Below are 19,192 nucleotides of genomic sequence, written 5' to 3' on the forward strand. Positions count from 1 at the left end.
GTCATCGCCGATACGAACCGTCATGTTTCGTCATCTCCCGCTTGCTGCCGCCGTCATCCTGCTCACCGTGTCGCTGTCCGCTGCCGCGCGCGACTCCGCGCAACATCCGGTCGCGCGCGATTTCAAGAACTGGTCGGTCGTCTGCGACAACGCGAACCGCTGCGTCGCCGAAGGCGGCAACGACGACATCGACGACACGCGCACCAGCCTGATCGTGCGGCTCGCGCGCGACGCCGGCCCGGATGCGCGACCGTCGCTGGAGATCTTCGCGTCGGCGCCGCTCGATCTGCGCACCGCGCGCGCGGACGGTCGACCGTTCGACGCAGTGCCGGCCGAGTGGCACGCGCTCGCCAAGAGCAACGAAAACGACGACGTCTATCCGTTCCATATTCGTACCGGCGATCCGACGACGGTCGACGCATGGCTGACGATGTCGCACAACGCGCAGGTGCTGAGCTTCGGCGACCCGGCCGATACGCGCACGCCGCGGGTATCGCTGTCGGGACTCAATGCCGCGCTGCTGCTGATCGACGACACGCAAGGCCGCATCGGCACGGTCACCGCGCTGCTGCGCAAAGGTGCCAAGCCCGCATCGGCGGTGCCCGCCGCACCGGCGCTGCCGCCCGCGCCCGTTCCGGCGCCGCGCGTGGCCGATCTCACGCCGGCCGAACAACGCCCGCTCGTCGACGCGGTATTCGACAAGTTCGGCGCCAGCGTGAAGCGTTGCGCGGCCGATGCCGGCGACGAGATGTCGCTGGCCGATCGCCGCAAGGCCGCATCGGCCACCGCGATCTCGACCACCGACGCGATCGTGTCGATCCCGTGCGAGACGAGCAGCGCGTACAACCATACGGACCTGTGGTATCGCGTGCACCGCAGCGCGCCGTATGCGCCGACGCCGCTCGACTTCGGCGAGAACGCCAGCGCGGGCCTCGACCCGGCATCGTTCTCGAACCAACTGACCGAAGCGATCTACGATCCCGCGCATGCGACGCTGTCGAGCCTCGATCGCGTGCGCAGTGCCGGCGATTGCGGGTCGAGCGCGTCGTGGGTGTTCGACGGCCGGCGCTTCGTGCTGAACGACGTCGCGATGCACGGCGCGTGCAACGGGTTGTTCCAGGCTCAGTGGCCGCGGCTGTATCGCACCGGTGGGTCGGTGGATACGCAGCAGCCCTGACGAAAACGCATCGCGGCGTCGCGGCCGGTGATCGACAACGATACCGGGGCGCCGATCCATGCACCGTTCTTTCCTTGCGTCGACGCATCGACGCATCGACGCGACTCGGCTCTACGACCGTGTGCGCGTCGCGCAGACGCTCACGACCGGTGCGCAAGGCACCTGCCGTATTGCGCGGCGTACCGCGGAACCCACGTCGCCTCGCATCACCTCACATCACTCGCCGACGATCGAGATCGAGAACCCGTCCCAGCCCTTGAGCCCGACCGTCTGCACGGCGGTCGTCGTGACGTTCGGCTCCGCAACGATCCGCGCGAACCCGTTGCGCACGCCGACGACGTCCGGCTCGTGATTGTCGGGATCGGCGACGCGCCCGCGCCGCACGACGTTGTCGACGACGATCACCGTGCCGGGCCGCGACAGCTTCAGCGCGGCGTCCAGATAGACGGCGTTGTTGTCCTTGTCCGCGTCGATGAAGATGAAGTCGAAAGGCGCCTCGCCCGCATCGACGAGCCGCGCGAGGCTGTCCTTCGCGCTGCCGACGATCACCGACACGATGCCCGCGAAGCCGGCGCGCGCGATGTTCTGCGTCGCGACCTTCGCATGGTCGGGATTCAGTTCGAGCGTGACGAGTTGCCCGCCGGGCGGCAACGCACGCGCGAGCCAGATCGTGCTGTAGCCGCCGAGCGTGCCGACCTCGAGGATGCGCCGCGCACCGCGGATCGTCGCGAGCAGCTGCAGCAGCTTGCCCTGGTTCGGCGCGACGTTGATCGCGGGTAGCCCGGCCGCATCGCTCGCCGCGAGCGCGGCGTCGAGCGCGTCGTCGGACGGCACGAGCGTCGCCGAGAAATACGCATCCACCTTGTTCCACTGATCCTGATCCATCGCGCGTCCTTTGCCTGTCGTTCGTGGAAAAGGCATTCTATGCGCCGCCATCCCATAAGCAACAAACCATTCGTTCTAAGGACAGCGGCGCACGTGCTCCTATAATCGCTCGACGATCACAACAACAGACGGAGCACACCCATGACCGATCAGGCCTCTTCGAACTGGCGCCTCGAAACCATCGCCGTGCACGGTGGCTATCGCCCCGACCCGACCACGCGCGCGGTGGCGGTGCCGATCTACCAGACCGTTGCGTACGCATTCGACGACACGCAGCACGGTGCGGACCTGTTCGACCTGAAGGTCCAGGGCAACATCTACACGCGGATCATGAACCCGACGACGGACGTGCTCGAGCAGCGGATCGCCGCGCTCGAGGGCGGCATCGGCGCGCTGGCGCTCGCGTCGGGCCAGGCGGCCGTCACGTACGCGATCCAGACGATCGCGGAAGCGGGCGACAACATCGTGTCCGCGAGTTCGCTGTACGGCGGCACCTACAACCTGTTCGCGCACACGCTGCCGCAGTACGGGATCACGACGCGCTTCGCCGATCCGCGCGATCCGGCATCGTTCGAGCCGCTGATCGATGCGCGCACGAAGGCGATCTTCGCGGAATCGGTCGGCAACCCGCTCGGCAACGTGACCGACATCGCCGCGCTCGCGGAAGTCGCGCATCGCCACGGGATCCCGCTGATCGTCGACAACACGGTGCCGTCGCCGTACCTGCTGCGTCCGTTCGAGCATGGCGCGGACATCGTCGTGCACTCGCTGACGAAATATCTCGGCGGGCACGGCACGAGCCTCGGCGGCGCGATCGTCGACTCGGGCAAGTTCCCGTGGGCGCAGCACGCGGACCGCTTCAAGCGGCTCAACGAGCCGGACGTCAGCTATCACGGCGTCGTCTACACGGAAGCGTTCGGGCCGGCCGCGTACATCGGCCGCGCACGCGTGGTGCCGCTGCGCAACATGGGCGCGGCAATCTCGCCGTTCAACGCATTCCAGATCCTGCAGGGCATCGAAACGCTCGCGCTGCGCATCGAACGCATCAGCGACAACGCGCTGAAGATCGCGCAGCATCTCGCGCGCCATGAAAACGTCGAATGGGTGAACTACGCGGGGCTGCCCGATCATCCGGACCACGCGCTCGTCGCGCGCTACCTGTCGGGCCGCGCGCCGGGCATCCTGACGTTCGGCGTGAAGGGCGGCCGCGACGGCGGCGCGAAGTTCCAGGACGCGCTGAAGCTGTTCACGCGGCTCGTGAACATCGGCGATACGAAGTCGCTCGCGACACATCCGGCATCGACGACGCACCGGCAGTTGTCGCCGGCCGAACTCGCGAAGGCCGGCGTGAAGGAGGAAACGGTGCGGCTGTCGATCGGCATCGAGCATATCGACGACCTGCTCGCCGATCTCGACCAGGCGCTCGCGCGGCTGTAACGGGAACGGGCGCGCGCCGCCGGTCGGCCGCGCCCGGTATCGGGGGGCGGCAACGATTCGCCAGTGCGAGGCGTGGCCGCGCATCGAAACGAAGACGTTCGGGAAATCGGCAAGCGCGCGTCAGGCGCCGCTCTGCTTCTCGCGTCGGCGTTGCACCAGCCAGTCGAGCAGTTGACGCCCGTCGCGTTCGCCGAACCATTGCGCATGCCCGATCAGGTAACCGTCGTACGCAACGTCGACGATATCGGGCGCGTTGACGATACAGCCGAAATACGCAACTTCCGACAGTGCGAACTCCGTATGCACGATCGGCAGCAGCGCAACCAGCGCCGCGTGTGCAGCGTCGCTCAGCGGTTCGAGCGACTCGTAGCCGTCGAGCAGCGCGGCGATCTGTTCGTACTCCACACGGCGCGCATCGGCCGGCGCCATCCAGTCGATCGTGTTGCGCTCGATCGCAAGCGCGACGTCCATCACCGCGCAGGTGCAATCCGACAAACCGAAATCGAGCAACGTCCGCACGTCTGCGCCGGGCCCGGCGTCGGTCCACAGCAGGTTCGACGCATGCCAGTCACCGTGCGTCCACAGCGGCGGCAATGCTGGCAGCAGCGGCACGAGGCGCGCATGATACGGGCCAATGACGTTCGCGACGTCGCCGCGCCAGTCGCGCGTACCGAGCGCGTTCACGAGCAACGGTTGCGCCGTGACCCAGCGTTCGAGCGCAGCGGCAAGATCATCTGACGACAGCACGCGAAAACTCGACAGCAGCGGGCGAACCGGCCGCGCCGGCGCGTCGTGGCCGGCCGACGCGCGATGCAATCGGGCCAGCGCGCGGCCGGCCGCATATGCGTGCGACGGATGCGTGAACGGCTTCCACGACATCACGCCGCGATACGCGTCGACACCGGGCGCGACCACGTGCACTTCATATGTCCAGTCGCCGGATGCGAACGCGGTTGCGCCGTTACGATCGGCCAGCACGTCCACCACCGGCATCCCGCGTTCGCGCAGATGCGCGATGAAGCGATGCTCCTCCTCGAGCCCCGCGACATCGCGCAGGCTTGCGTGATGTCGCTTGACGAACAACCCGCGGCCGTCCGCCATCCGCACGAGCACGGCGGCCGCAAATTGCCGCGGGCTGTGCCACGTCAGCCGCACCGGTTCACCCGCGCCGTCGATCCGCGCGAGCACGGCCGCCACTTCGTCGTGCGTGATCAGCGGCCAGTCGCGTTCGGCCTGCTCGCCGTCCACGCCGAATTGCGGGGGCGCGACGTCGCGCGACAGGGGGCCGTCCGGCTCGAGGGGAAATGACATGAACGACGTTGCTCCGTAGTTGAATCGGTGCGCGAATCAGCGCACGCCGCCGCCCGACGCGAGCGGCCCGCCGGCAGCCGCACGCAATGCGGCGGCGGTCCGGCTCCAGTCGCGCCAGCCGATCACGGCGAGCGCGATGAACAGCGCATAGAGGCCGGCCGTCAGATACAGTTCCTTGAACACGAACATCCCGACGTACACGACGTTCACGACGATCCACAGCCCCCACGACGCGATGTAGCGCCGCGCGGTCCAGTATTGCGCGACGAGGCTGAACGCGGTCAGCGACGCATCGACGAACGGCAGCGCCGCGTCGGTCCAGCGCGCCATCATCCCGCCGAGCAATGCGCTGCCGACAACGGCCGCGATCAGGTCGGGCAGCATCTTCATCGGTCGTACGCCGGTCACGGGCGCGACGTCGCCGGCCGGCGCCGCCTCGCCGCCCGCACCGCCGCCTGCCTCGCTCGCGCGCTGCGCGAGCCAGCGCTGCCAGCCGTACACCTGCAGCACCGCGAACGCGCCCTGCAGCAGCATGTCGGAGTACAGCTTCGCATCGAAGAAGATCCAGCCGTACAGCGCGACCGACGCGAGGCCGACCGGCCAGCACAGCATGCGCCGCTTCGCGGTCAGCCAGATCGCGAGTGCGCTGACGATCACGCCGGCGATTTCGAGTGGGGACATCGTCTGGGCTCTCCTGGTGGGCCGCCGGGGCCGCGCGTCACGCCGCGGGATCCGATCGATCAGAAATCATAGGTCAACGATACACGGGCGGTGCGCGGCGCACCGGCGAACAGGTACGCATCGCCCTGCTGCTCGCCTGCATCGCGCCAATAGAACTTGTTGAACAGATTGTCCACCGACACGCGCAACACCGTGCGATGGCCGCCGATCTTCGTCGTATAGCGCGCGCCGAGATTGAACACGAACCACGACGGCACGCGCGCGGTGCCTTCCTCGTTCGCGTTGCGCGCGGCGCTGTATTCCACGCCGCCGACCACGTTCAGGCCCGCGACGCCCGGCACCGCGTAGTCCGCGTACAGCGACGCGCGCAGCGCGGGCACGTTGATGATCTGGTGCCCTTCGTAGGCAGGCGAACCCGAATCGACGGCGCGCGCACGAATCGCCGCGACGCTGGCCGTCAGGCCCAGCCGCTCGGTCACGCGCCCGGCCGCGCCGAGTTCGATCCCTTGATGCCGCTGCGTGCCGCGCTGCACGAACGTGTAGGACGTGCCCGATGCGTCAGGATCGGCGAACTGGAACGGCTTGCTGATCGAGAACACGGCGGCCGTGAGGCTCAGACGGTCGAGCCAGTCGTATTTCGCGCCGACCTCGATCTGGTGCGATTCGACCGGCGGCAGGAACGCATACGCGTTGGTCGCGCGCACCGGCGCCTGATCGCCGAGCGACAGCGCCTTGCTGTACGACGCATACAACGACAGTACGCTCACCGGCTTGTAGACGAGCGCGACCTGCGGCAGGAACACCGAACGGTCGGTATGCGTCGCGTCGCCGTCGAGGCTGCTCCAGCTGCGCTGACGCAGCAGCACTTCCTTGCCGCCCGCAAGCACCTGCCAGTGTTCGCCGAGGCTGATGCGGTCGAGCCCGAACACGCCGTACTGCCACGAGTCGAGCTGCGGATACGACGGCCCGGGCGTGTTCGGCGACGGTGCAAACGCAACGTCGGGCCCGTAGATGTTCTCGCTGCCGACGTAGTCGTACACGGCAGTCGCCATATGCACGACGCGGCGCTGCACGCTCACGCCGAGCGTCAGCTCGTGGCGCAGCGGGCCCGTCGCGAACTTGCCGGTCGTCACGGCGCGCAGATCGTCGTTGCGCCGGTATTCGCCGGGGCTGCGGAAGTCGTACACGTCGTAGTCGCCGTTCGCGCCGAAGAAGAACGGCGACGTCGCGCCGGCCGCGCAGCTTGCCGCATACGAACAGCCATACGCGAACGCACTGTTGTCGTCGATCATCGTGCGGCTGCGGCCGGCAGCGATGTACGCTTTCCAGTCGTCGTTGAACTGGTAGTCGAAACGCGCGTTCAGGTTCAGCGCATCGGTCGTCACCGGTTTCGCCCACGGCTGCGTGCCGAGCGCCTTCGACGTCGTCTTCACCGACGGCACGACCGTGCCGCCGAGCAGCTGGTAGCCGGGCGCGGACCGCTGGATCCACTGCTGGAACTCGGCATTGAGCTGCAGGCTCGCGCGCGGGCTGATGTCCCAGTCGGCGGCGATCGAGCCGAACGTGCGCCGGCCGTTCGTACCGTCGATATAGGAGTGCATGTTCTCCTTCGCCGCATTGATCCGGAAACCGAACTGATTGTCCGGGCCGAAGCGGCGGCCGAGATCGACGGCCGCCGACGTCGAGCCGCGGCTGTCGACGCCGCCCGTCACGCTCGCGACGTTCGCGGAGCGCTTCGTCACGAAGTTGATCACGCCGCCCGGCGCGACCACGCCGCTGTCGATGCCGGCCAGCCCCTTCAGGATCTCGACGCGCTCCTTGTTCTCGAGCGGCACGTTCTGTTCGCCGGATACCGTCAGCCCGTCGATCCGGATCGCGCTCGCGAGATCGACCGGGAAGCCGCGGATCGCGAAGCCTTCGTAGTAGCCGACCGGCGCATAGTCGTTGACGACCGATGCATCGTTGCGCACCACGTCGCTCAGACGCTTGGCCTGCTGATCGTCGATCACCGCGCGCGTGATGACGTTCACCGACGCCGGCGTGTCGCGCAGCGGCGCGCCGTCGAGCCCCGCGACCGATGCTTCGCGCGCGCGAAACGTGCTGCCGCGCTCGCCGCTGACCGTGATCGCCGGCAGCGTCGCGCTGCCGGACGCATCGCTGTCCGGCGCGGGCGCGTCTCCCTGTGCTGCGGCGCCCTGCGCCGCGAAAAGCGTGATGCCGAAGCCGACGCCAAGCCCGACCTTCGCGCGCCGCCGCCGTGCGGGCGACGCTGTTGTTCTATTTACCGTCATTGTTCTGGATGGAAAACTCGCCACTCGACCCTGTCGAAACACGTTACGAAGCTGCGAAGCGCGAACCCGCGCACGAATCCGCGACGGGCCCGGCAAATCTCTGCGGGCACGCGCGCGGACACGACATTCATCAGACGAATCGGGCGACGCGGCCGCATGCGTGCCGATCGATCGGGAAACCGCAGGATGGGACATCGGATCCGGATGACGCGCCGGGCACCGACGCGGCCGCCGATTCGTTCGTCGGGTGCCTGTCGGGCGCGCCGGTTGCATCGCGCGACCTTGTGTTGCGGGGGACGCTTCGAACGCCCCGGTGCGGGCGCACGGCGCGGCGGTGCGCCGTTCGTCGGAATGGCGGCAGGCCCGGCGCGCGCGGCATCGCGGCGTGGCGCGCATTTTACCCCGCGGCGCGCGCGGCGGCGGGGAAAACCGCCCGGCGGGTGCGCGGGCAGACGCGGTGGGCGGTGGGCGGTGGGCGGTGGACGGCCTGGCGGCCGCCGCCGCTCGACAACTACGCGGTATCGGCGGCTTTCAGCCCCCATGTGTCGATCATCTGCTGGCGCATCACGAACTTCTGCACCTTGCCGGTCACCGTCATCGGCAATTCGTCGACGAAACATACGTACTTCGGGATCTTGTAGTGCGCGATCTGGCCGTCGCAAAATGCGCGCACGTCGTCCTCGGTCATCTGCTCGTCGGCGCGCAGCACGATCCACGCGCACAGCTCCTCGCCGTACTTCGCGTCGGGCACGCCGAACACCTGCACGCTCTGGATCTTCGGATGCCGGAACAGGAATTCCTCGATCTCGCGCGGATAGATGTTCTCGCCGCCGCGGATCACCATGTCCTTCAGCCGGCCGACGATGTTGCAGTAGCCGTCCGTATCGAGCGTCGCGAGATCGCCCGTGTGCATCCAGCCGTCGACGATCGTTTCGCGCGTTTTCGCATCGTCGTCCCAGTAGCCGAGCATCACCGAATAACCCTTCGTGCACAGCTCGCCCGTCTCACCGACCGGCACGATCTCGCCGTTCGGGTCGACGATCTTCACTTCCAGATGCGGCTGCACGCGCCCGACCGTCGTCGTGCGTTTCTCGAGCGGATCGTCGGTCGAACTCTGGAACGACACGGGGCTCGTCTCCGTCATCCCGTACGCGATCGTGATTTCCGACAGATGCATCTGCGACACCACGCGCTTCATCGTCTCGATCGGGCACGGCGAGCCGGCCATGATCCCGGTGCGCAACGTCGACAGATCGAATTTCGCGAACTCCGGATGATCGAGCTCCGCGATGAACATCGTCGGCACGCCGTGCAGCGCGGTGCAGCGTTCGTCGGCCACCGCCGCGAGCGTGGCGACCGGGTCGAACGCCTCGCCGGGGAACACCATCGCGGCTCCGGTCGACACACATGCGAGCACGGCCAGCACCATCCCGAAGCAGTGATACAGCGGCACCGGAATGCAGAGCGCATCCTGTTCGGTGAAACGCATCGCCATCGCGATGAACCGCGCATTGTTGACGACGTTGCGATGCGTGAGCGTCGCGCCCTTCGGGCTGCCGGTCGTGCCGCTCGTGAACTGGATGTTGATCGGGTCGGTCGCAGCAAGCGTCGCGCCGATCGCATCGAGCGCCGCGACGTCGAGCACGTCGCGGCCGCGCGCGACGACGTCCGGATAGCGCAGCATGCCCGGCGTATGGCCGTCGCCCATCCGGATCACGATGCGCAGCGCGGGCAGCCGCGCCGCATGCAGGTCACCCGGCGCGCAATGCGCGAGTTCGGGCGCCAGCGCCTGCAGCATCTCCAGGTACTTCGACGACTTGAACTGCTCGGCCGCGATCAGCGCGCGGCAGCCGACCTTGTTCAGCGCGTAGTCGAGTTCCGCGAGCCGGTAGGCCGGATTGATGTTGACGAGGATCGCGCCGACGCGCGCGGTCGCGAACTGCGCGAGCAGCCATTCGACGCGATTCGGCGACCAGATGCCGACGCGGTCGCCCTTTTCGATGCCGAGCGCGGCAAGGCCGGCCGCGAGTACGTCGATCTCGTGCGCGAACGTGCGCCAGTCCCAGCGAATGCCCTGCTCGCGGAACACGACGGCCGGCCGCGCCGGAAAGCGCGCGGCGGTGTCGCGCAGCAGCGCGGCGACGGGCGCGTCCGACAGCGGCACGTCGGTGCGGCCGCGCACGATCGACAGGCCGTCGCACGGCACGCCGGTTGCGATGGCGGTGGTCATGTGTGTCTCCTGGTCGGCGGCGCCGGCCCACGGGCCGGCGCGCGCGTCATCGTGTAAAGATCTGCGCGGTCGTGATCGCCATGTCGCCGCCCGGCACGCGAATGTCCTTCAGCTTCTTCAGCGTGTCGGCGTCGTACACCGCGACGGTGTTGAAGGTGCCCGCGAGGTACAGCTTGCTGCCGTCGCGGTTGAACGACAGGCAGTAGTACGAATGATCGAGCGGCGCGGCTTCCACCAGCTTCTCGTTCTTCACGTCGTACTTCGCGAGCCGGTTCAGCACGCCGTACATCGCGTTCGGATCCTTCGGCGACACCCCGCCCGTGAAATACACCTCGGTGACCGGCGCGAAATCCTTGACCGTCGCGTTGCCCGTCTTCAGGTCGATGTCGATGTAGCCGTACATCGTCTGCGCGGAGGCCGGATCCTTCTTCTCGTCCTTGAAGCGGTCGGCCGTGTAGAGCAGGTTGAACGTATGCTGCGGACGCTGTTGCGGCCACACGTACAGCACGTCCGGCTGGCCGTGCAGCGGCTGTTTCCAGTTGCGCAGCGGCACCGCGACGTCGTACTTGCCCGTCTGCACGTTCATCCGGTAGATGTCCGCGCCGACGATGAACAGCGACCCGTCGTCGGCCGCCTGCAACATCGTCGTCTGGCGCGGCGCCGCGAACGTGCGCACCGGCTTCGCGTCGAGCCCGCCGTCGGTGCGGTACACCTGCAGGCGCGGCGACGCCACTTCATAGCTGTCACGGTTCAGCTTCGTCGGATTGACGACGCTGTAGATCTCCTTGCCGTCCGGGCTCAGCCCGATCGAGAACATCGCGCGCGCACGCTCGTTGCCGGCTTCCGCGAGATCCGCGTGGAACACGGTCTTGCACGAATCGAGGTCGATGCCGTACAGGTCGCCGTAGTGATTGTTCAGCACATAGGCGCGCGTGCGGTCCGGGCTGATCTGGATCGTGCCGGGGCCGAACGCGTCGGGCAGCGTGCAGGTCTTCGCGATGCTGTCGGTGCCCGTGTCGATCACCGTCAGGTTGTTCGGATAGTTCGTGACGGCGAGGTACTCGCGCCCGGCCTGCAGCGGCGCATCGGCCGCGGCCGACAGCGACGCGGCCGATGCGAGCGCGGCGGCGAGGAGCGCGCGGCTCAGGGGTGTCGTGAATCGCATGGGGAATCCTTGATCGGTGCCGGGTGGATCACTTGTCTTTGGGGAACACGCTGCCGAGCTGGCGCCAGTCCGCGCCGGAATCGATCGCATGCTTGTTCCAGTCGGGATAGGTGCTCATCATGTCGGGCACCTGCGCGGGCCACCAGCACGGATCGGAGCAGCCGTACAGGTCGGCTTCCATCGGCTGGCACAGCGACGCGACCCCGCCGAACACGTCCGTTTCCCAGCCGGGATCGGTCGTCGACGTGCAGCCCGCGACGGACGTCATCGCCACGACTTCCTCGAGGCGATCCTGCTGCACGGCCTCCTCGAGCTTTCTCGCCTTGTTGTTGAGCGGCTTCAGATGTTTCATGTCAGTTCGCCTTGCGCGGAGTGATGTGGTTGTCGATGAACGCCGGGTTGCCGGCGATGATCCGGCTGTAGACCTCGATACCGAAATCGATCCAGTCGCGCATCAGCTCGCAGTAGTGGTAGGTCGGATGCGCGGGGTCGCCGTAGCGCGCGTAGCTCTCGTGATAGCAACCGCCCGAGCACAGGTTGCGGATGCGGCAGGTTTCGCAGCCGGTGCCGCTGCGATCGAGGCGTTGCGACAGGAAGTCGTTGAGCTGTGCCTGCGCGACGCCTTCGTGCACGTTCCCGAAAGTCGGCAGCGTCGAGCCCGTGAAGCGGTGGCACAGGTTCAGGTCGCCCTTGTGATCGACCGCGAGCATCTTGAGCCCCGCGCCGCACGGCAGCGACTTCTTGTGCCCTTCGTGCAGGTCGGTGATCAGCTGATGCAGGTTCGAGAAGCCGATGTTGCGGTTCTCGAGCGCGGCGGCCAGGTAGCGCCTGCCGAGCGCCTTCATGTTCGCGAACACCTGCGCGAGTTCGGCCGGCTGCAGGTTGAACGTGTCGAGCTGGCCCGACGTGACCGGCGCGAAGCCGACTTCCGCGAAGCCGAGCTCGTTGAACAGGTGATCCCAGATCCCTTCGATGTCGGTCACGCCGCTCGTGAGCGTCACGCGCGCGCCGACCGGGCGGCTGCGGTAGCGCTCGAGCAGCATCTCGACCTTGCGGCGCACGACGTCGTAGGTGCCCGCGCCGCCGACCGTGCGGCGGTTCAGGTCGTGGATCTGGCGCGGCCCGTCGATGCTGATCGACAGCCCGAAGCGATGCGCGTCGAGCCAGTCGATGATGTCCTCGGTCAGCAGCGTCGCGTTGGTCGTCATCACGAACTCGACCTGCTTGCCGAGCGCGCCGAAGCGCAGCTCGCAGTACTCGACCATGCACTCGATCAGCTTGCGGTTGCTGAGCGGTTCGCCGCCGAAGAACACGACCGTGTAGCGCGGCAGGTCGGGCGACTCCTTCAGCAGCATCTCGACCGACGCCTTCGCGGTGTCGATGTCCATCCGCCGCCCGGCGGACGGCGTGTCGAGGTCTTCCTTGTAGCAGTAGGTACAACTCAGGTTGCAGCCGGTGTTCACGTTCAGCACGACCGTATCGATCGCGGTGCGCTCGACGCGCTTCACCGCGATCTCGGGCGTGAGCGGCGAGCCGTCGCTGACGACCTCGAGGGCCATCAGCTCGCCGAGCGTCTCGGCGAGTTCACCGTGCGGCGAGCGGCCGGCCAGCCGCGCGAACAATTCGTCGGCCGTGCAGCTGCTCGCACGCAGTGCGTCGATGATGTCGGCCGTCACGCGATCGGCCGCGAACAGCGAACTGCTCGGCACATGGAACATCAGGCGCTCGTCGTCGACGCGCACTTCGTGCACGTTACGTTCGACCACGTTCAGCAGGGCGCTCATCGGATTCTCCTTGGATTCTTCGGATTCGGACCGGGCCGCACGGCGGCCCGGCGCAGAGGCATGCGGACCGGTCAGGGCAGCGGCGGATTGTTCCAGCGCTGCACCGCGACGATCATGTGCCCGGTGCCCGTCACCATGCGCGAGCCGTCCGTCACCGTGGCGACGACGTTCAGGTTGCCCGTGTTGTTGGTGCCCATCCGGCGCGCGGGGTTCGGGCCCGCGTTGCCCGGCGTGAAGATGCCCGTCGACACCTGCATCGCGCCGGCGAACTGCGTGTCGCGATCGTTCTTCGACTGGTCGTCGAACGGCGCGACCGACCATTGCGCGGGCACGACGCCGATACGGAACGGCTTGCCCGCACCGTCGACGCCCCATGCCACCGCATCGAAACGCCCTTCCACCTTCGGCGTCGACCCGCCGTTGCCGCCGATGCGCGCGACCGCGAAGTCAGGCTCGACCTTCACGTCGTGGATCTCGCGATAGACCGCGAAGCCGTCCGCGTGCGCCGCGCCGACGCTCACGCTGCGCGGGCCGGCCGCGCTGCCGTCGGCAGCTTTCACGCGCACGCGCACATATCCCGGCGTGCGCTCGAGCACCGCTGCGACGGTCACGCCTGCGCCGAACGCGGGCGTGCCCTGCAGGTTCGCGCCGACGATCGTCACGTCGGTCTCGCCGCCGGCCTTCACATAGGCCGGCTGCACCGCGACGATCTGGACCTTGCCGAGCTTCGCCGCGTTGAAGTCGAGGCCGCGCTCGTCGTGCGCATCGTCGAACATGCGGCCGCGCAGCGTGCCGTCGCTCGCCATCAGCACCTGGCGCATCGTCGTGTCGCCGACCTTCACGCTCGCGCGCCACTCGTAGCCCGTATAGAGCACTGCGGTGCCGGTGCCCGCGAGCGGGCTGCCGTCCGCGAAGCGGCCCTTCAGCTCGACGTCGAAGCGGTCGCCCGCGCCGCCCTTCACGGTCATCGTGCCGTACGCGTCGCCCTTGCCCGGCATGTGGCCGCCGAAGCTCCACGTGCCGGCGAGCGCGGTCGCGGGCGCATGATGCCGCTTCCAGTCGGTCCATGCCTTGCTGTCGTACGGATAGTCCTTCGCGAGCATCGGCGCCATCTCGGTCAGCGCGACCTTGAACCAGTCGCGGTCGCGGCCCATCGCCGAATACTCGATCGACGGCCACTGCCCGAGGTGGAAGTTCACGAGCCTGTCCCATTCGGCGACCGGGCGGCGCTGCAGCAGCGGACGCGCGGCCGAGTGGCAGCGCGCGCACATCTGCTTGAACTCCTCGTTGTTGACGGTCTCCTGCGTGTTCAGTCGACGCTCGGGCGCATAGCGGAAATCCTTCGTCTCCGACGGCGCGAGGCCCTGCGTGTCGGACAGGTACTTCACGAGGATGCGGCGCTCGTCGTCGCTGATCGTGAGGCCGTGCATCGTCTGCATCCGCGCGATCGTCATCAGCCAGCCTTCCGGCGTCTTGCGCTGATGGCTGATGCGGCTCCACGAATCCTTCGACTCGGCCGCGTGACAGGCCGCGCATGTCTGGCTCAGGATCGCGTGCGCATCGCGCGGTGCCTGGGCCTGCGCCGGCACGGCGCCCGAGGCCAGCGCGAACGCACCGGCGGCCACGACGGCCGCGGCCGCGCGGGGCGGCCGGCTGCGTCGAATGAAAGTCTTGAACAAGGCTCTGCTCCTTTACGTGGGGTCTCGAATCGTCCGGCATGCAGCGCTGCGGCGCTTGTCTCATGCTCTTCAAGCACAGGCCGTGCCAATCGCCCGATCCGGATTTGCCACAAGGAAAACACGCGCTTTTGTCGCCGAACGCTCGGGAAAATCCCGATTCAAACCGACGCGCCAAATCGGCATTCGCGCGCCTTCGCGGCCGCTGCGTCACGTCGGCCGGCCGCGCGCGTGCCGCATGTCGCGTCTCACGTTGCATGCGAATTCTCAAATTGAGACGCCGCACCGCGCACGCCGCGCACCGCCGATCTGGCGCGGCATCATCGACGCTCGCACCGCGCGCCCCGCGCCGCATGGCGCGCGCGGCCCGCGTGCAGACCGCATTGCGGCCATTGGTACGGAAGCTGCTTTTTGCATCGGCACCCGAACCCCGATGAGCGAGGAGCTTTCATGCAGGCAACGTTGTCGTTACTTCCGCAAACCCAGTCGTTCATCGCACGCACGCCGTCGATGCTGATCGGCGATACGTGGCGCAGCGCCGAGAGCGGCGCGACCCTGGCCGTCCACAACCCCGCGACCGGCGAAGAACTGTGTCGCGTGCCGGCATCCGGCGCGGCCGACGTCGATCACGCGGTGCGCGCGGCACGCCACGCGTTCGACGATTCCGCGTGGAGCCGCATGCGGCCGCGCGAACGGCAGAACCTGCTGTGGCGTCTCGCGGATCTGCTCGAGCGCGACGCGCAGCAACTCTCCGAACTCGAGTGCGTGAACAACGGCAAGAGCGCGCAGATCGCGCGCGTGATGGACGTGCAGCTCGCGATCGATTTCCTGCGCTACATGGCCGGCTGGGCGACCAAGATCGAAGGCGCCACCGTCGACGTATCGATGCCGCTGATGCCCGACAGCCAGTTCCACGGCTTCATCCGGCGCGAGGCGGTCGGCGTGGTCGGCGCGATCGTCGCGTGGAACTTCCCGCTGCTGCTCGCGTGCTGGAAGCTCGGCCCCGCGCTCGCAACGGGCTGCACGATGGTGCTGAAACCCGCCGACGAAACGCCGCTCACCGCGCTGCGGCTCGCGGAACTCGTGCAGGAAGCCGGCTATCCGGCCGGCGTGTTCAACGTCGTCACCGGCACCGGCGTCGACGCGGGCGCGGCGCTCGCGCACCACCCCGACGTCGACAAGCTGACCTTCACCGGCTCGACCGAAGTCGGCAAGCTGATCGGCAAGGCCGCGATGGAATCGATGACGCGCGTGACGCTCGAACTCGGCGGCAAGTCGCCGACGATCGTGTGCGACGATGCGGACCCGGCCGTCGCGGCCGCCGGTGCGGCCACCGCGATCTTCTTCAATCACGGCCAGGTGTGCTGCGCAGGTTCGCGCCTGTACGTGCAGCGCAAGCACTTCGATCGCGTGGTGGGCGACATCGCGGGCATCGCGAGCAACATGAAGCTCGGCAATGCGCTCGATCCGTCGGTCGACATGGGCCCGCTGATCTCGGCGAAGCAGCAAAAGCGCGTGGCGGGTTACATCGAGCGCGGCCGCGAACTCGGCGCGCAGCTCGCGTGCGGCGGCGAAGCGTACGGCCCCGGCTACTTCGTGAAGCCGACCGTGCTCGTCGACGTCGACCAGAAAGGCCCGCTCGTGCAGGAGGAAATCTTCGGCCCGGTGCTGGTCGCGATGCCCTTCGACACGATCGACGACGCGATCCGTCTCGCGAACGACACGCGCTACGGGCTCGGCGCGAGCATCTGGACCAACAATCTGTCGGCCGCGCACCGGATGATCCCGAAGATCCGCTCCGGCTCGGTGTGGGTCAACTGCCACAGCGCGCTCGACCCCGCGCTGCCGTTCGGCGGCTACCGGATGTCGGGCTTCGGCCGCGAGATGGGCGCGGCCGCGATCGAGCATTACACGGAGTTGAAGTCGGTGCTGATGAACGTGTGATCGCGTCGCCGACATGAGTCAGGCTTGCGCCGCGCGGCGAGGTCGCGCGGCGCGCGTGTTGCCCCGGTTCGCAGTCTTCTGCGCTGCTCTCCACCTATAACGACAACGAGGCACCCGATGCCGCACCGCCCCGCTTCCCGCCGTGCCTTCATGATCGCCGCCGCCGGCCTGCTGTCGGCCGCCGCGCTGCCGCGCGCTGCGTGCGCCGCGCCGGCGCTGCTCGATGAAACCGATCCGGCCGCAAAAGCGCTCGGCTATCGCAGCGACGCCGCGCACGTGGACCGCGCCGCGTTCGCGCGCTATGCGCCGGGCCAGGACTGCGGCCGCTGCAGCCTGTACCAGGGCAAGGCCGCCGATCCGAGCGCACCGTGCCCGCTGTTCGCCGGGAAACGGGTCGCGAACGGCGGCTGGTGCAACGCGTACAACCCTCGGGCCTGAGCGCCGCCACCCCGCGAAATCCGCACCGCCTGCGCGCGATGCACGCCGCCCCGTCACGTTCGCCGACGACGGCCCTCCCGCGAGCGCGAGTCGCCCGCACCGCCGCGCCCCGCCTGGGTCTTAGGTTTTTGACCGGATGGATTTATGCCCGGGCTTATGCCAGACTCGGCGGGCCTTTTTGCGTGCGGCCGCGCCGGATCGGACGGCCCGACATTCTCCTGAGGAGGGGCGACGTGCAAGACTACTTCCCTTCCGGCCAACGACTCCCGGACCGGCTGCAGGCAACGCGCCTGATTCGCGAACGACTCAGTTCGGACGGCGTGCTGCCGCAAGGCTGCCTGCGCATCGAAATCGACCAGTCGTGGCGGCGCAGCCTCGATCACGGCGTGCGCTGGGACGACGACGCGCGCCTGAACCTGCATGAATTCTGCAATCTCGACGAGCTGCGCGACGCGAACCGCCTGCTGCTCGACGCGGCTGCACCCGAACTCGCATTTCTCGCCGAGCGTTGCGGACGCGACGGCATGATCATGCTGGCCGATGCGCGCGCAACCATCCTGTCGGTCGACGGCGACGCGAGCGCGCTCGCCGCACTCGGCATCGGCGACATCCGCGCCGGCGCGAACTGGTGCGAATCGCTGCGCGGCACCAACGCGCTCGGCACCGCGCTCGTCGAAGGTTGCGCGGTCGCGATCGACAGCGGCGAGCATTTCCTCGGCCGGCTGAGCCGCTTCTCGTGCCGCTCGGTGCCGCTGCGCGATCCGCACGGCAACCCGATCGGCGTGCTGGACCTCACGCGCGAAGGCGAACTGCCGCTCACGCTCGACGGGATGTCGATGCTGATGAGCACGGCGGCCACGCACATCGAGACGCGCCTGTTCGACGCGTACTTTCCCGAGCACGTCGTGCTCGTATTTCATCCGCGCCGCACGTATCTCGGCTCGAGCTGGAGCGGCGTGCTCGCCGTGTCGGAAGACGGCCGCATCGTCGCCGCGAACGCGCATGCGTGCGAGTTGCTCGGCGCCGCACGCGACGCACTCGTCGGCCGCCGCTGCGAAAGCGCATCGCTCGCGCGCACGCCGTCGTTCGTCGCGTTCGCCGAGCAAGGCGGGATGCTGCGCATCGAAGGCGTCGACGCCGCGTTCCACTGCAAGGCGCTGCGCCTGCCGCGCACGACGGCCGTGCCGGCCGTGCGCGAACGCGTATCGGCCCCGGCGGCCGGCGCCCGGGATGACGCCTGCACGCAGGCGCTCGCGGCCCTTGCCGGCCGCCAGCCGCGGCTGTTGCGCGCGCTGACGATGGCGCGACAAGGGCTCAACAACGGGCTGCCCGTGCTCGTGCAGGGTGAAACCGGCACCGGCAAGGAAGTCGTCGCACGCGCGCTGCACGATGCGAGCATGCGCGCCGGCAAGCCGTTCGTCGCGGTGAACTGCGCGTCGATCCCCGAAGGGCTGATCGAGTCCGAGTTGTTCGGCTATCGCGACGGCGCATTCACGGGCGCACGCAAGGGCGGGATGACGGGCCGGCTGATGCAGGCGCACGGCGGCACGCTGTTTCTCGACGAAATCGGCGACATGCCGCTGCATCTGCAGGCGCGCCTGCTGCGCGTGCTGCAGGAACGCAAGGTCGCGCCGCTCGGCGCGGGCGACGAGCAGGCCATCGACATCGCGGTGATCTGCGCGACGCACCGCGACCTGCAGACGATGGTGCGCGACAAGAGCTTCCGCGAAGACCTCTACTACCGGATTCACGGCGTCAACGTGCTGCTGCCCGCGCTGCGCGAGCGCGACGACGTCGACCTGATCGTCAACGCGCTGCTCGCGCGGCTCGGCGCGCCGCATGTGCGCATCAACGCGGAGCTCGCCGACGTATTCCGCCAGCATCGCTGGCCCGGCAACATCCGCCAGCTCGAGATGGTGCTGCGCACGGCGCTCGCGGTGCGCGACGAGCACGACGACGTGCTGGGCCTCGATCATCTGTGCGACGGCTTCATCGACGGCGTGTGCCCGTCGCGCGATGCGTCGTTCGGGCTGATCCGCCGTCACGAGGACGACCTGATCCGCGAATCGCTCGCGCGTCACGACGGCAACGTCGCGGCCGCCGCGCAGACGCTCGGGATCAGCCGCGCGACGCTGTATCGCCGGCTCAAGCGGCTGCAGTCATGACGGTGCGC

14 protein-coding genes are annotated in these 19,192 nt (G+C 68.2%); 5 read left to right on the forward strand and 9 right to left on the reverse strand.

From position 1 onward, the window contains the following. The first annotated feature begins 22 nt into the window (after positions 1-22). Positions 23-1,177, forward strand: coding sequence for a DUF1176 domain-containing protein (locus O1Q03_RS11930; RefSeq protein ID WP_269503642.1), 1,155 nt, complete (start codon positions 23-25; stop codon positions 1,175-1,177). 216 nt (positions 1,178-1,393) lie between these two features. Here the strand turns inward: O1Q03_RS11930 and O1Q03_RS11935 are convergent, their stop codons facing one another. Further along, positions 1,394-2,062, reverse strand: coding sequence for an O-methyltransferase (locus tag O1Q03_RS11935; protein ID WP_269503643.1), 669 nt, complete (start codon positions 2,060-2,062; stop codon positions 1,394-1,396). A 141-nt stretch (positions 2,063-2,203) separates the two neighbouring features. Between O1Q03_RS11935 and O1Q03_RS11940 the strand changes: the two genes are divergently transcribed. Continuing rightward, positions 2,204-3,499, forward strand: coding sequence for an O-acetylhomoserine aminocarboxypropyltransferase/cysteine synthase family protein (locus O1Q03_RS11940; protein ID WP_269503644.1), 1,296 nt, complete (start codon positions 2,204-2,206; stop codon positions 3,497-3,499). Positions 3,500-3,619: 120 nt separating this feature from the next. On the opposite strand, the gene O1Q03_RS11945 is transcribed toward O1Q03_RS11940, so the two are convergent. The 8 genes from O1Q03_RS11945 to peaA form a co-directional block, all read right to left on the reverse strand. Beyond that, positions 3,620-4,810, reverse strand: a complete 1,191-nt coding sequence (locus O1Q03_RS11945) for a phosphotransferase enzyme family protein (RefSeq protein WP_269503645.1) — start codon at positions 4,808-4,810, stop codon at positions 3,620-3,622. A gap of 36 nt (positions 4,811-4,846) precedes the next feature. Beyond that, the gene (gene pnuC, locus O1Q03_RS11950) at positions 4,847-5,491 is read right to left on the reverse strand and encodes a nicotinamide riboside transporter PnuC (protein ID WP_269503647.1); all 645 of its coding nucleotides are present in this window, start codon (positions 5,489-5,491) and stop codon (positions 4,847-4,849) included. 59 nt (positions 5,492-5,550) lie between these two features. Next, the gene (locus O1Q03_RS11955) at positions 5,551-7,782 is read right to left on the reverse strand and encodes a TonB-dependent siderophore receptor (RefSeq protein WP_269503648.1); all 2,232 of its coding nucleotides are present in this window, start codon (positions 7,780-7,782) and stop codon (positions 5,551-5,553) included. Positions 7,783-8,293: 511 nt separating this feature from the next. Beyond that, the gene (locus tag O1Q03_RS11960; protein WP_269503651.1) at positions 8,294-10,012 is read right to left on the reverse strand and encodes an AMP-binding protein; all 1,719 of its coding nucleotides are present in this window, start codon (positions 10,010-10,012) and stop codon (positions 8,294-8,296) included. A gap of 46 nt (positions 10,013-10,058) precedes the next feature. After that, positions 10,059-11,177, reverse strand: coding sequence for a quinohemoprotein amine dehydrogenase subunit beta (peaD, locus tag O1Q03_RS11965; protein ID WP_269503652.1), 1,119 nt, complete (start codon positions 11,175-11,177; stop codon positions 10,059-10,061). Between the two features lie 28 nt (positions 11,178-11,205). Further along, complete coding sequence (qhpC, locus tag O1Q03_RS11970) at positions 11,206-11,529, reverse strand: quinohemoprotein amine dehydrogenase subunit gamma (RefSeq protein WP_269503653.1); 324 nt, start codon at positions 11,527-11,529, stop codon at positions 11,206-11,208. A 1-nt stretch (position 11,530) separates the two neighbouring features. After that, entirely contained in the window at positions 11,531-12,961 is a 1,431-nt protein-coding gene (peaB, locus tag O1Q03_RS11975; RefSeq protein WP_269503655.1) for a quinohemoprotein amine dehydrogenase maturation protein, read from the reverse strand. A 71-nt stretch (positions 12,962-13,032) separates the two neighbouring features. Further along, complete coding sequence (gene peaA / locus O1Q03_RS11980) at positions 13,033-14,640, reverse strand: quinohemoprotein amine dehydrogenase subunit alpha (RefSeq protein ID WP_269503657.1); 1,608 nt, start codon at positions 14,638-14,640, stop codon at positions 13,033-13,035. Positions 14,641-15,087: 447 nt separating this feature from the next. Here peaA and O1Q03_RS11985 point away from each other — a divergent pair, with 447 nt between their 5' ends. The 3 genes from O1Q03_RS11985 to O1Q03_RS11995 all read left to right on the forward strand — a co-directional run bounded on the left by O1Q03_RS11985 (position 15,088) and on the right by O1Q03_RS11995 (position 19,184). Then, on the forward strand, positions 15,088-16,581 hold the full coding sequence (locus O1Q03_RS11985) for an aldehyde dehydrogenase family protein (protein ID WP_269503658.1): 1,494 nt from the start codon (positions 15,088-15,090) through the stop codon (positions 16,579-16,581). Positions 16,582-16,698: 117 nt separating this feature from the next. Further along, complete coding sequence (locus O1Q03_RS11990; RefSeq protein WP_269503659.1) at positions 16,699-17,019, forward strand: high-potential iron-sulfur protein; 321 nt, start codon at positions 16,699-16,701, stop codon at positions 17,017-17,019. Between the two features lie 233 nt (positions 17,020-17,252). Next, positions 17,253-19,184, forward strand: a complete 1,932-nt coding sequence (locus O1Q03_RS11995) for a sigma-54-dependent Fis family transcriptional regulator (protein ID WP_269503661.1) — start codon at positions 17,253-17,255, stop codon at positions 19,182-19,184. Positions 19,185-19,192: the final 8 nt, after the last annotated feature.

Origin of the sequence: Burkholderia sp. IMCC1007 (genome assembly GCF_027257875.1) — a bacterium.
GTDB lineage: Bacteria > Pseudomonadota > Gammaproteobacteria > Burkholderiales > Burkholderiaceae > Burkholderia.

Excerpts from the sequence above, each read along its gene's own strand:
- peaB (WP_269503655.1), bottom strand. The coding sequence starts at position 12,961 with ATGAGCGCCCTGCTGAACGTGGTCGAACGTAACGTGCACGAAGTGCGC.
- qhpC (WP_269503653.1), bottom strand. The coding sequence starts at position 11,529 with ATGAAACATCTGAAGCCGCTCAACAACAAGGCGAGAAAGCTCGAGGAG.
- O1Q03_RS11990 (WP_269503659.1), top strand. The coding sequence starts at position 16,699 with ATGCCGCACCGCCCCGCTTCCCGCCGTGCCTTCATGATCGCCGCCGCC.
- O1Q03_RS11945 (WP_269503645.1), bottom strand. The coding sequence starts at position 4,810 with ATGTCATTTCCCCTCGAGCCGGACGGCCCCCTGTCGCGCGACGTCGCG.
- O1Q03_RS11930 (WP_269503642.1), top strand. The coding sequence starts at position 23 with ATGTTTCGTCATCTCCCGCTTGCTGCCGCCGTCATCCTGCTCACCGTG.
- O1Q03_RS11935 (WP_269503643.1), bottom strand. The coding sequence starts at position 2,062 with ATGGATCAGGATCAGTGGAACAAGGTGGATGCGTATTTCTCGGCGACG.
- peaD (WP_269503652.1), bottom strand. The coding sequence starts at position 11,177 with ATGCGATTCACGACACCCCTGAGCCGCGCGCTCCTCGCCGCCGCGCTC.
- pnuC (WP_269503647.1), bottom strand. The coding sequence starts at position 5,491 with ATGTCCCCACTCGAAATCGCCGGCGTGATCGTCAGCGCACTCGCGATC.
- O1Q03_RS11940 (WP_269503644.1), top strand. The coding sequence starts at position 2,204 with ATGACCGATCAGGCCTCTTCGAACTGGCGCCTCGAAACCATCGCCGTG.
- O1Q03_RS11985 (WP_269503658.1), top strand. The coding sequence starts at position 15,088 with ATGCAGGCAACGTTGTCGTTACTTCCGCAAACCCAGTCGTTCATCGCA.
- O1Q03_RS11955 (WP_269503648.1), bottom strand. The coding sequence starts at position 7,782 with ATGACGGTAAATAGAACAACAGCGTCGCCCGCACGGCGGCGGCGCGCG.
- O1Q03_RS11960 (WP_269503651.1), bottom strand. The coding sequence starts at position 10,012 with ATGACCACCGCCATCGCAACCGGCGTGCCGTGCGACGGCCTGTCGATC.